The organism is Planococcus sp. MSAK28401, assembly GCF_018283455.1.
GTDB lineage: Bacteria > Bacillota > Bacilli > Bacillales_A > Planococcaceae > Planococcus > Planococcus alpniumensis.
Genome location: NZ_JAAMTH010000001.1, coordinates 2,028,033 through 2,040,757, shown reverse-complemented (window position 1 = coordinate 2,040,757; position 12,725 = coordinate 2,028,033). Strand labels below are relative to the sequence as shown.

At 49.6% G+C, this 12,725-nt stretch carries 10 protein-coding genes; all 10 read left to right on the top strand.

Features of this window, described 5'->3' with window-relative positions; genetic code table 11:
- Window positions 1-44: 44 nt before the first annotated feature.
- The 10 genes from G3255_RS10485 (at window position 45) to mutL (ending at window position 12,696) form a co-directional block, all read left to right on the top strand.
- The gene (locus G3255_RS10485; protein ID WP_058380490.1) at window positions 45-845 is read left to right on the top strand and encodes a YmfK family protein; all 801 of its coding nucleotides are present in this window, start codon (window positions 45-47) and stop codon (window positions 843-845) included.
- A gap of 17 nt (window positions 846-862) precedes the next feature.
- Window positions 863-1,726: a helix-turn-helix domain-containing protein gene (locus G3255_RS10480; RefSeq protein ID WP_211654417.1), complete on the top strand. Its 864-nt coding sequence runs from the start codon at window positions 863-865 to the stop codon at window positions 1,724-1,726.
- Between the two features lie 49 nt (window positions 1,727-1,775).
- Window positions 1,776-2,354 (top strand): CDP-diacylglycerol--glycerol-3-phosphate 3-phosphatidyltransferase, encoded by a 579-nt coding sequence (pgsA, locus tag G3255_RS10475; RefSeq protein WP_211654416.1) that lies wholly within the window; start codon window positions 1,776-1,778, stop codon window positions 2,352-2,354.
- Window positions 2,355-2,378: 24 nt separating this feature from the next.
- Window positions 2,379-3,632 (top strand): competence/damage-inducible protein A, encoded by a 1,254-nt coding sequence (locus G3255_RS10470; protein ID WP_211654415.1) that lies wholly within the window; start codon window positions 2,379-2,381, stop codon window positions 3,630-3,632.
- Between the two features lie 175 nt (window positions 3,633-3,807).
- Window positions 3,808-4,875 (top strand): recombinase RecA, encoded by a 1,068-nt coding sequence (gene recA, locus G3255_RS10465; protein ID WP_211654414.1) that lies wholly within the window; start codon window positions 3,808-3,810, stop codon window positions 4,873-4,875.
- Window positions 4,876-5,102: 227 nt separating this feature from the next.
- Window positions 5,103-6,662 (top strand): ribonuclease Y, encoded by a 1,560-nt coding sequence (rny, locus tag G3255_RS10460; protein WP_211654413.1) that lies wholly within the window; start codon window positions 5,103-5,105, stop codon window positions 6,660-6,662.
- Between the two features lie 66 nt (window positions 6,663-6,728).
- Window positions 6,729-7,526 (top strand): TIGR00282 family metallophosphoesterase, encoded by a 798-nt coding sequence (locus tag G3255_RS10455; RefSeq protein ID WP_211654412.1) that lies wholly within the window; start codon window positions 6,729-6,731, stop codon window positions 7,524-7,526.
- A 232-nt stretch (window positions 7,527-7,758) separates the two neighbouring features.
- Window positions 7,759-8,187 (top strand): YlbF/YmcA family competence regulator, encoded by a 429-nt coding sequence (locus tag G3255_RS10450; RefSeq protein WP_211654411.1) that lies wholly within the window; start codon window positions 7,759-7,761, stop codon window positions 8,185-8,187.
- A gap of 134 nt (window positions 8,188-8,321) precedes the next feature.
- The gene (gene mutS / locus G3255_RS10445; protein WP_211654410.1) at window positions 8,322-10,847 is read left to right on the top strand and encodes a DNA mismatch repair protein MutS; all 2,526 of its coding nucleotides are present in this window, start codon (window positions 8,322-8,324) and stop codon (window positions 10,845-10,847) included.
- A gap of 4 nt (window positions 10,848-10,851) precedes the next feature.
- The gene (mutL, locus tag G3255_RS10440) at window positions 10,852-12,696 is read left to right on the top strand and encodes a DNA mismatch repair endonuclease MutL (RefSeq protein ID WP_211654409.1); all 1,845 of its coding nucleotides are present in this window, start codon (window positions 10,852-10,854) and stop codon (window positions 12,694-12,696) included.
- The last annotated feature ends 29 nt before the right edge of the window (window positions 12,697-12,725 follow it).

The following is a 12,725-nucleotide window of genomic DNA, read 5'->3' as shown; positions in this document are numbered from 1 at the left end:
AATGGACCATAGGATAAGACATATCTGGGAAGGGAGAGTGAAGCATGAAAGAATGGTATTTTGAGTATGAAATCCAAGTCAACCGCCCGGGCCTGCTCGGGGACATCGCATCGCTTCTCGGCATGCTGCGTGTCAATATCGTTACCATCAACGGTGTGGACCAGGGACGCCGCGGCATGCTGTTGCGTGCAGAGCATGATGTTCAGATTGAACGCTTCGAACAGATTTTATCGACGATTGAAACGATCGCTGTGACGAAATTCCGCGAACCGAAATTGCGGGATATTCTCGCGGTGCGGCATGGCCGTTATATCCAACGCGACGCAGACGACCGCAAAACTTTCCGCTTTGTGCGGGATGAACTCGGGCTGCTCGTCGATTTCATGGCGGAAATCTTCAAACAGGAAGGCCATAAGCTGGTCGGACTGCGGGGCATGCCGCGTGTCGGCAAGACCGAGTCAATCGTCGCGGCAAGCGTCAGTGCCAACAAGAAATGGATTTTCCTGTCGTCTACGATGATCAAGCAAACCGTCCGCAACCAATTGATGGGCGATGAACACAACGACAATAATATTTTCATCTTGGACGGCATCGTCACAAGGCGCTCAGCCGATGAACGCCATCTTCAGCTCGTACGGGAGATGATGCGCATGCCAACCATCAAAGTGGTTGAGCATCCCGATAAGTTCGTGGAGCATTCCGAGTACAGCATCGACGATTTCGATTATATTATCGAATTGCGCCATCATCCGGAAGAAAAGATCACGTATGAAGTATTGGAGAAAAACACGTTTATGGACAATAAAGACCAAATGGATATGTTCGGCGACGGTTTCAATTTTTAACCAGGCAGGTGATGACGATGGGACAATTGGGCACGAAGCTGAAACAGGCAAGGCTCGAACAAGGCTTAAGCTTAGAACAGCTCAATGAGCGGACAAAAATCCAAAAGCATCATTTGGAAGGCATCGAAACAGGAGATTATTCGGCTATCCCTGGCAGCTTTTATGTGCGTGCATTTATCAAGCGCTATGCACAAGCCGTCGGTATGGACGGCGATGCCCTGTTAAGTGAGCACAAAAGCGAGTTGCCTGAAGATGCCCCAGATGCCGCTCCTGCTGAGCATTTAACGCGCAGGCCCGAGAAGAAAAAACGCAGCTCTGGCCCCGTCGCAGAATCAATGCCGAAAGTGTTGGTGGCATTATTTATCGTTTTTATATTATTGGTTATTTGGTATTTCTATCTGCTCAGCACATCGGGGAACGATATCCAACAGGAACAAGAAGGCGGCGATGTGGAATACGAGGAGCCGGCTGAACAAGCGGAAGAACAGCCGGAAGCGGCCGAGGAAGAACAAGCGCCCGCTGATGAACCGGAAGAACAACCCGAACCCGAAGAGCCACAAGCCCAATTGGAACTTGAGAGCGTATCGGGTGAAACGACGACTTATACGTTCACTGGCCCGGCTGATAAACAGCTTGAATTTACCGCAAACGGTGAATCCTGGCTGACCGTTTTAAATGATGACGGAGCTGAACTATTAAGCCTCGCTCGCGTGTTCGAGGCTGGAGAAACAGAAGCTATTGATGTCTCTGAGGAAACGGACGTTTTCATGCGGGTTGGGGATTACGCGATGCTTTCCATTGAACTGAACGGTGAAACAGTGCCGTATGAACAAGAACGTAAACCGCAAAACATCATCATCCGTTTTGATGATGCTGAGTAGCCATCACCCGATGGCTATTTTTCTGCAAGGATTGAAAGGAGAAAAACAAATGAATATTCCAAACCAAATCACAATTTCACGAATCTTGCTCATCCCGATTTTCATGGCTTTCATGCTCATCGATTTCGGCTGGGGAGAGATGACGCTTTTAGGGGCAACGCTACCGGTCGCGCACTTTATCGGCGCATTGATCTTCATTTTTGCCTCCGCCACCGACTGGGTCGACGGCTATTACGCGCGCAAATACAATTTAGTCACGACCTTCGGCAAGTTCTTGGATCCCCTTGCCGATAAACTCCTCGTCTCTGCGGCATTGATCATCTTGGTCGAGCTAGGCTTTGCGCCGGCGTGGGTCGTTATCGTCATCATCAGCCGCGAATTCGCCGTCACTGGCTTGCGCTTGGTGCTGGCAGGCGAAGGGGAAGTCGTGGCAGCCGGCAACTTGGGCAAAATCAAGACCGTCACACAACTTTTCGCGATCATTTCGCTCTTGCTGTACAATATGCTCTTCGCCTTGGTCGGCATTCCGTTCGGCGAGATCATGCTTTATATCGCTTTGCTGTTTACGGTATGGTCTGGATGGGATTATTTCTATGCCAACCGCAAAGGGCTTATGACGTCCAAATAAGCGCCACATGAAAGGAAGACCGCTATGAACGCTGAAATTATCGCAGTTGGCTCGGAGCTCCTGCTCGGCCAGATCACCAATACGAATGCCCGTTTCATTTCGGGGCATCTCGCTGAAATCGGGATTAATGTCTATTACCATACGGTAGTAGGCGACAACCCGGAGCGCCTGAAAGAAACGATCGCTGTCGCGGAATCCCGTGCAGACCTGATCATCTTCTCTGGAGGGCTCGGGCCGACGAAAGACGATTTGACCAAGCAGACCATCGCCAATCATCTAGGCACGACTTTGGCAATGGACGAAGAAGCCATGGTGTCAATCGCTGCCTACTTTGAACGTGCTGGCCGCCCGATGACCGACAACAATAAAAAGCAGGCGCTCGTACTTGAAGGCAGCGAGGTGCTGTTCAACGAGAACGGCATGGCGCCGGGAATGATGTATCAAAACGGCGATCATATGTATATGCTGCTGCCTGGGCCGCCACATGAATTGGAGCCGATGTTCCAGTTTGAGGCGAAACCGAAATTGGTGCGCATGCTCAATGAAGAAAATATTATCCTGTCGCATGTCTTGCGTTTTTACGGCATCGGGGAAGCGGAACTTGAAGACCGCCTGCAGGATATCTTGGACAAACAGACCAACCCCACAATTGCTCCGCTGGCATCCGCCGGTGAAGTCACGCTGCGCATCACGGCAAAAACGGATACCACGGATGAAGCCTGGAAATTGATCGACGGCGCAAAAGAAGAAATCATGGAGCGTGTCGGCGATTATTTGTACGGCTATGATGATGATTCTTTGGCATCGAAAGCCATCGATTTATTGAAACAGCAAGGCAAAACGGTTTCGGCGGCAGAAAGTTTGACGGCTGGCCTGTTCCAGTCCGAGCTCGCTTCTGTCGCAGGGGCGAGTGCTGTCTTGAATGGCGGCGTCGTCACCTATACCGAACAAATGAAAATCCAGCAGCTCGGCATGACACAGAAATTTTTCGAAGAGCATTCTGTCGTCAGTGAAGAAACGGCTACAGCGATGGCTTCGGCTGTCCGGGAGAAGTTCAATACCGATATCAGCGTCAGTTTAACCGGGGCGGCTGGGCCCGATGCACACGGCGAGGAACCAGCCGGCACGGTATGGATCGGCATTGCGAGCGCTGAAGGAACCACGGCCCATCGCCTTCAGTTATCCGGGATGAGGAATACAAACCGCATCCGTGCCGTGAAACTGGCCTTGTACTACTTGATACGAACACTAGCAGATGAAGATGCACGCAAAATTTAATTTTGCGTGTTTTTTCACGCCCATTTTGGGGGAATGATAGGATAGCGGCGATCAAATTCGGAAAACATTTATACGAACACGAATAAACGTTCGCTTTTTTCTTGTAAATTTCTCAATAAACTAGTATACTGAAATCAGTTAGAAAATTGGTTTTCACATAAGAGGAGGATTTCTTTTGAGCGATCGTAAAGCAGCGCTGGATATGGCACTAAAACAAATAGAAAAGCAATTCGGTAAAGGGTCTGTCATGAAATTGGGTGAAAGCACAGGCCATAATGTCTCAACAGTCTCAAGTGGTTCGTTGTCTCTTGACATCGCACTCGGCATAGGCGGCTATCCGCGTGGGCGCGTTATCGAGATCTACGGGCCGGAAAGTTCCGGTAAGACAACGGTTTCCCTTCACGCGATTGCAGAAGTACAGGCTTCAGGCGGGACGGCTGCATTTATCGATGCGGAGCACGCCCTTGACCCAGTATATGCAAAAGCGCTTGGCGTCAATTTGGATGAACTATTGCTGTCTCAGCCGGATACAGGCGAGCAGGCACTGGAAATCGCAGAAGCGCTCGTACGAAGCGGTGCTGTAGATATCGTCGTCATTGACTCCGTAGCGGCACTTGTGCCGAAAGCGGAAATCGAAGGCGAAATGGGCGACTCACACGTCGGCCTACAAGCCCGTCTCATGTCACAGGCTCTCCGTAAACTGTCGGGTGCTATCAACAAATCGAACACCATTGCTGTATTCATCAACCAAATCCGAGAAAAAGTCGGCGTTATGTTTGGTAACCCGGAAGTCACTCCTGGCGGACGCGCGTTGAAATTCTATTCATCCGTACGCCTCGAAGTACGCCGTGCCGAAGCTTTGAAATCCGGCAACGACATCATCGGTAACCGGACGAAGATCAAAGTCGTCAAAAACAAAGTAGCTCCGCCGTTCCGCACAGCGGAAGTGGACATCATGTATGGACAGGGGATCTCGCGTGAAGGTGAGATCGTTGACCTGGCGGCTGATTTGGATATCGTCCAAAAGAGCGGCTCATGGTACTCCTACAACAACGAACGTGTCGGGCAAGGCCGTGAAAACGCCAAGCAATTCATGCGAGAGCATGAAGACATCCGCAACGAAATCGCAGGAAAAGTCCGTGAACATTACGGCATGACAGCTGCTTCCTATTCAGTGTCCGTCCCTAAAGATGACAAGAAAGAAGCAGAAGACTTTAACTTGCTTGTCGACGAAGAGGAATAGGCTCCGTCTGAAACTTTATAGAGGCTTGCCGTAAAGACTGCGAAGCATTTGCTTCGCAGTCTTTTTACAAGCAAGCGGCGCCGGCTTGGCAGGGTTGACAGGGCATAGGTCCATCTATACAATTAAAATTGTATTATTTACTAATTTTTAAACGATTGATGAAAGACAAAGAGTTATTGATTCATCCTTTGAAAATGTAAAAATCAATAGCAAGAGGAGGTGTCCGAATGGGTATTACTGAGTTCATCTTCGCTTTGCTTGGTATCATCGTCGGTGTAGTTGTTGGGTATTTTGCATTGAAAAAGGCAAACGATTCCAAAATGGCAGGCGCCAAACATTCCGCAGAGCAAGTCGTCGAAGATGCAAAACGGGAAGCAGAGGCGCTGAAAAAAGAAGCCTTGTTGGAAGCGAAAGACGAAAATCATAAATTGCGTACTGAAGCTGAATCTGAAATTCGCGAACGCCGATCGGAAATGCAGAAACACGAAAATCGGTTGTTGCAAAGAGAAGAAAATTTGGATCGCAAGGATGATGCATTAAACAAACGCGAGGCCGGACTTGAACGCAAAGATCAGGCGCTTGCCGAAAAACAACAGCATATTGAACAGATGGAGAGCAAAGCTGAAGAGTTGGTTCAGCAGCAACAAACCGAAATGGAACGGATTTCATCTTTGACACGCGAGGAAGCGAAAAGCATCATTCTCGAGCAAGTGGAAAATGAATTGTCGACAGACATCGCAGTTATGGTCAAGGAATCGGAAGCCCGTGCCAAAGAAGAATCGGACAAAAAAGCGAAGAACATCTTGTCGCTCGCGATGCAGCGCTTTGCTGCAGACCATGTAGCGGAAACGACTGTTTCCGTGGTCAACTTGCCGAACGATGAGATGAAAGGCCGCATCATTGGGCGTGAAGGACGCAATATCCGCACGCTTGAAACCTTGACGGGCATCGATTTAATCATCGATGATACGCCGGAAGCGGTCATTCTTTCTGGATTTGACCCGATCCGCCGCGAAACAGCACGTCTGGCACTTGAGAAATTGGTGTCGGACGGGCGCATCCATCCAGCGAGAATCGAGGAAATGGTTGAAAAGTCAAGACGTGAAGTCGATGAACAAATTCGTGAAATTGGGGAACAAACCACATTTGACGTAGGTGTACATAACTTGCATCCAGACTTGATTAAAATACTCGGTCGACTCCGCTACCGCACAAGCTATGGCCAGAATGTCCTGAAACACTCAATGGAAGTGGCGTTCTTGTCAGGCCTCATGGCAGCAGAGCTTGGAGAAGATGTGACACTTGCAAGACGTGCCGGTCTACTCCACGATATCGGCAAAGCCATCGACCACGAAGTCGAAGGCAGCCACGTGGAAATCGGTGTCGAGCTCGGAACGAAATACAAGGAACATCCAGTCGTCATCAACAGCATCGCCTCCCACCACGGGGACACGGAAGCGACGTCGGTCATTTCGGTCATCGTCGCAGCAGCGGATGCACTATCCGCTGCACGCCCAGGTGCCAGAAGCGAAACGCTCGAGAACTACATCCGCCGGCTTGAAAAGCTGGAAGAGATTTCAGAGTCTTACGAAGGCGTCGAGAAATCGTTCGCCATCCAAGCAGGCCGCGAAATCCGGATCATGGTTCGTCCGGAGCAGATCGACGATATGACAGCTCACCGCCTTGCGCGCGACATCCGCAAGCGCATCGAGGAAGAACTGGATTATCCAGGACATATCAAAGTGACGGTCATCCGCGAAACACGTGCCGTTGAATACGCAAAATAAAAACGAAAAAGGCCTCGTTGAATATCCATTCAAAGAAGCCTTTTTCTTATGGAGAAAGGTGATTGCATGAAAATTTTATTTATTGGGGATATTGTTGGGTCGATCGGAAGAGAGGCATTGGAATCGTATTTACCGAGATTGAAGCGCAAATATACACCGGATGTTGTCATTGCGAACGGTGAAAATGCCGCTGCAGGCCGTGGCATCACCAAATCGATCTACCAGGATTTATTGTTTATGGGAGTCGACATGGTGACGATGGGCAACCATACGTGGGACCAAAAAGAAATTTTCGATTTTATCGACGATGTGGATTACTTGATCCGCCCGGCGAATTTTTCAGAAGAGGCACCTGGCCGCGGCATGGCGACAGTGACGAAAAACGGCAAAACCTTGTCGGTCATCAATTTACACGGCCGCGTGTTCCTTCCTGCGCATGATGATCCGTTCAAGATGGCAGATGAATTGATCGAAGAAGCGAAGCAAGTATCGCCACTGGTCTTCGTCGACTTCCATGCGGAGGCGACAAGCGAGAAGATTGCGATGGGCTGGCATTTGGATGGCCGTGCTTCAGTTGTCGTCGGGACGCACACCCATGTCCAGACAGCGGATGCACGTGTTCTCCCGGGTGGTACAGCCTATATCTCGGATGTCGGCATGACCGGCCCATACGACGAAATCCTCGGCATGAAAAAGGATTCCGTTTTGTACCGTTTCAAGACGAATATGCCGACGCGCTTTGAAGTGCCTAAATCGGGCCGTTCGGTCGTCAGCGGATTTTTCACGGAGATTGACGACAATACAGGGAAAGCTTTGAGCTGCGAGAGAATCTACATCAACGAAGATTACCCTTTCCAGGCATAAGTAAGCTGGTGTCGAATTAACGACAATTGTCCGGACAGCTTGTATCGAGCCTCATTCGTTCAGTATAATGGGTAGAGATCGTCGAATGGCTGGCTTGAGACGAAATTGTTGTCGAGCTTAGCGGATTCACTGTACAATCGTAAGCGAAAGTGTTCTGACAGATAAAGAAAATCAAAATACAGCGTCTGATGCCGGTTGCCGGCACCGGACCAGGAAATGGGTGTCTACGGTAATGACTTACACAAAACAACAAATCGTCGATAAAGCGCGTGAAGTGGCGGACATGATCGCCGAAACAGAAGAAGTGGATTTCTTTAAGCGTGCGGAAGCGCAAATCAATGAAAACCAGCAGATCCGCGAAAAAATCGCCAGCTTGAAAAGCCTTCAAAAACAAGCGGTCAATTTCCAGCATTACGGAAAAGAACGCGCGCTTGAATTGATCGAGAAGAAAATCCAGAAAATCGAAGAGGAAATCGACGCTGTGCCGATCGTTCAGGAATTCAAGCAATCACAAAGCGATGTCAACTCGCTGTTGCAGATGGTTTCAACGGCAATCGCCAATCAAGTGACGAACAATATCATCACAGATACCGGCGGCGACTTGCTGCGCGGCGAAACAGGATCCAAAGTAAGAAACGATGGCGGCGGAGGCTGCTCATAATCCACAGCGCGAAACAAAAGGCGCAGTGATCCATAAAAACTGAAAGAGCCCAGCTCTTTCAGTTTTTTCGTTTCTGCCTGCGAGTTTGTTATAATGGGGAAACGAACAATTGATTGAATGAGAGAGGGTAGACAATGGCACCGACACCAATGATCCAACAATATTTGCAAGTGAAATCCGAATATCAGGATGCCTTCCTGTTTTTCCGTTTGGGCGATTTTTATGAAATGTTCTACGACGATGCCATCAAAGCGTCGCAGTTGCTGGAAATCACATTGACGAGCCGCGGCGGCAACGGGGAAGACCGCATTCCAATGTGCGGGGTGCCGCATCATTCCGCGAAAAACTATATTGACCAGCTGATTCAAAAAGGCCACAAAGTCGCGGTATGCGAACAAGTGGAAGACCCAAAAACGACGAAAGGTGTGGTCAAACGCGAAGTGGTCCGGCTCATCACGCCTGGTACCCATACCGAAGGCAAAAGTGTCGACGCCAAAGCGAATAATTTTATTGCGGCGGCCGATGAAGTGGCAGGCGGTTTCGGCCTTGCGTATCTAGACATTTCAACGGGCGAATCGACTGCCACCTACATAGCAGGCAATGAAAAAGCATTGCTCAACGAACTACAGGCACTGCACATCCGCGAACTGGTCGTTTCCGAGCAATTGCGCTTATTACTAGCAGAAGAAGACCAGCAGCTAATTTTATCAGTGGAGCATATGGAAGCGCCTTTTTCGGCGGACCCGGCTTTATTCGCCGAATGCCCAAGCGAGCTCGAAATGTGCGGCAAACGCTTGCTTGCCTATATCTCAGCGACCCAAAAGCAATCGCTCGGCCATATCCAGCCCTTCACATTCCGTGAAAATGCCCGCATCCTGGGAATTGATTATTACTCAAAACGCAATCTGGAATTAATCGAATCCATTCGAGGAGGAGATAATAAAGGCACGTTATTATGGCTATTGGACGAAACAGTCACGGCCATGGGCAGCCGCAAATTAAAACAATGGCTGCATCAGCCCTTGGCGGACCGCTTCGCGATCGAAGCACGCCAGCAAATGGTCGAAGCTTTGATGGACCGTTATTTCGTGCGCGTGGAATTGCAGCAATTACTGAAACAAGTGTATGACTTGGAGCGTTTATCTGGACGGGTGGCATTCGGCAGCGCGAGCGGGCGGGATTTGGCGCAGCTGCGCAATTCCTTGGAGAAGATTCCAGAACTCGTACGTGAGCTTGCGGATTCAGGCCACGCCTCGCTCGAGCAATTCAGCGCCGGGTTGGACCCTTGCCCGGAAGTTTGCGAGTTGCTGGCAGCGATCAGCGATAATCCACCGTTATCGGCGAAAGAAGGCGGCATTATCCGTGACGGCTTCAACGCGCAATTGGATGAATACAGGGACGCTTCTCGAAACGGCAAGGACTGGATTGCAGAACTTGAGCAAAAAGAACGTGCGAAAACGGGCATCCGGTCCTTGAAAATCGGCTATAATCGTATTTTCGGCTATTATATTGAGATTTCAAAAGCCAATATGCATTTGGCAGACCTTGATCGATACGAAAGAAAACAGACCTTGGCCAACGCTGAGCGCTATATCACGCCGGAGTTGAAAGAAAAAGAAACCTTGATTTTAACGGCGGAAGAGAAAAGTTTGACACTCGAATACGAATTATTCGTCAGTGTGCGCGAGCAAGTGAAGGAATACATTTCACGCATCCAGCAATTGGCTTCAAAAGTCAGCGCGCTCGACGTTTATATCAGTTTTTCCGAAGTTGCGGAAAAATACCGCTTCACAAAACCGGCTTTTAACGACGGCCGGAAAATTTCGATCCGTGAAGGCCGCCATCCGGTTGTCGAGAAAATGCTTAACAAACAGCATTATGTACCGAACGACTGTGAACTTGGCGATGACGGGAATATGCTATTGATTACTGGCCCGAACATGTCGGGGAAAAGCACTTATATGCGGCAAGTCGCTTTAACGGTCGTCTTAGCACAAATCGGCAGCTACGTCCCAGCAGCTTCTGCGGAATTGCCGATCGTCGATCAGATCTTCACGCGCATCGGCGCAGCGGATGACCTCGTGTCGGGCCAAAGTACATTCATGGTCGAGATGATGGAATCGCAATACGCCATCACCCATGCGACAGAACGCAGTTTATTGCTGTTCGATGAAATAGGGCGCGGCACATCGACTTACGACGGCATGGCGCTGGCACAGTCGATGATTGAATACATCCATGAAGAAATTGGCGCCAATACTTTGTTTTCAACGCATTACCACGAGTTGACGGCATTGGAAGAAACACTGCCGAAGCTAAGCAATGTCCATGTCTCGGCAATGGAACAATCGGGAAAAGTCGTCTTTTTGCATAAAGTGAAACGCGGGCCGGCCGATAAGAGCTACGGGGTCCACGTGGCGGAACTCGCCAATTTGCCGGAAGCGATTTTGCGCCGCGCACGCGAATTATTGCTTAGTTTCGAGGCAGATAACCACAAAACACAGCAGCAGGCAGAACAATTATCGTTTTTTGATGAACGGGATACGGTGAACGAAGAAGTGTTGCAATCCATCAAAGATGCGTCGATTTCACGTATGACGCCGCTTGAAGCGTTGCAGCTGATCAACAATTTGCAGGAGAAAATAAGCGGAGGAGGCTGATCCTATGGGCAAAATCCGGTTAATGGACGAACCGCTGTCCAATAAAATCGCGGCAGGGGAAGTCGTCGAACGGCCGACTTCAGTGGTCAAGGAATTGGTGGAAAATGCGATCGATGCCGGCAGTACGGCTATAGAAGTGCTTTTGCAAGAAGCAGGGCTGACATCGATACAGATCATTGATAATGGAGCGGGCATGGATGAAGAAGATGCCGTTCTCTCCTTTTCACGCCATGCTACAAGTAAAATTGAAAATGAACACGATCTGTTCCGCATCCGGACACTTGGATTCCGTGGGGAAGCACTCGCCAGTATCGCTTCTGTCTCGAAAGTTACACTGCAGACATCCGACGGTGAGTCAGGCACTTATCTGGAAATCGAAGGTGGCCGGCCCACAGAACATCGCGCCGGGGCCCTGCGGCAAGGCACGGATATCCGCATCGGCCAATTGTTTTTCAATACGCCGGCAAGATTGAAGTATATGAAAACCTTGCAGACTGAACTCGGGCATACGATCGATTTGATGAACCGCTTTGCGCTCAGTTACCCGGGAATTTCATTCCGTTTGGTCCATGACGGAAAGCAATTGCTTCAGACTGCGGGTAGCGGTGAGATCCGCCGTGTGCTGGCGGATATATATGGTGTCGCCATCGCCAAGAAAATGATCGCTTTTGAAGGCGAATCGCATGATTACCAAATCGAAGGATTTGCCTCACTGCCTGAAATTACACGCGCCAACAAAAACTACATTTCACTGTTCGTCAATGGGCGCTGGGTCAAGCATTACGCCATCGCCAATACGGTGCATAAGGCGTACCACACATTCCTGCCGCTTGAACGCCAGCCGATTGTCGTCTTGAACATCAAAGGGGACCCGTATTTGACCGATGTCAACGTACATCCTTCGAAACAGCAAATCCGTCTAAGCAAAGAAAAGGAATTGCTCGAACTGGTCCACGACACGATTCGACGTGCCATCCAGACTGCCGTACGCGCGCCGGTCATCGAAAAGCCAAAACCGGTCAAGCAGGCGCAGAGCCGGCAATTGGACTTGTGGAAGCGCCCAGTGGAAGAAACGGTGCGCCGTCAACCGGAACCCCTGTCATCGATGGATTGGAAACAGGACAAACTGCAGGAACGTGTCGAGGAATTCCATCTGGAGCCAAGGCTTGAACCAATCATTGAACCGGCTAGAGAACCGGTAGAAGAAGTGCAGGGGCCATTTGATGAACCCGAAAGCCGTCAAGCGATTGACGACGGTCCGCAATTTCCGGAACTGGAAGTGGTAGGCCAGATTCACGGGACCTATATTGTGGCACAAAGTTCGGACGGCTTTTATTTGATTGATCAACATGCAGCTCAAGAACGCATCAAGTATGAGTTTTTTCGTGAAAAAGTCGGCGATACAGATTCAAACGAACGCCAGTCGCTGCTTTTGCCGTTAACCTTCCACTACAGCCGCGATGAGGCGCTCCATTTGAAAGATCAATTGAATGCTCTGGAAGAAAGTGGCGTATTTCTTGAGGAATTCGGCGATACGACGTTCATTGTCAGGGAATACCCAACGTGGTTTCCGAAGGGCTTTGAACAGGAAGTCATTGAGGACTTGATTGAGCAAGTGCTGGCCGAGCGCAAAGTCGATATCAAGAAATTGCGTGAAGATGCGGCCATCATGATGAGCTGTAAGCGATCGATCAAAGCGAACCACTTTTTGCAAAAGCATGATATGGAACGTTTATTGGCCGATTTGAAAAAGGCGGAACAGCCGTTTACTTGCCCCCACGGACGCCCGGTCATCATCCATTTCAAAACCTACGATATCGAAAAAATGTTTAAACGTGTAATGAATTGAATATCGATACTGAGCGGTAAGTACTTAAG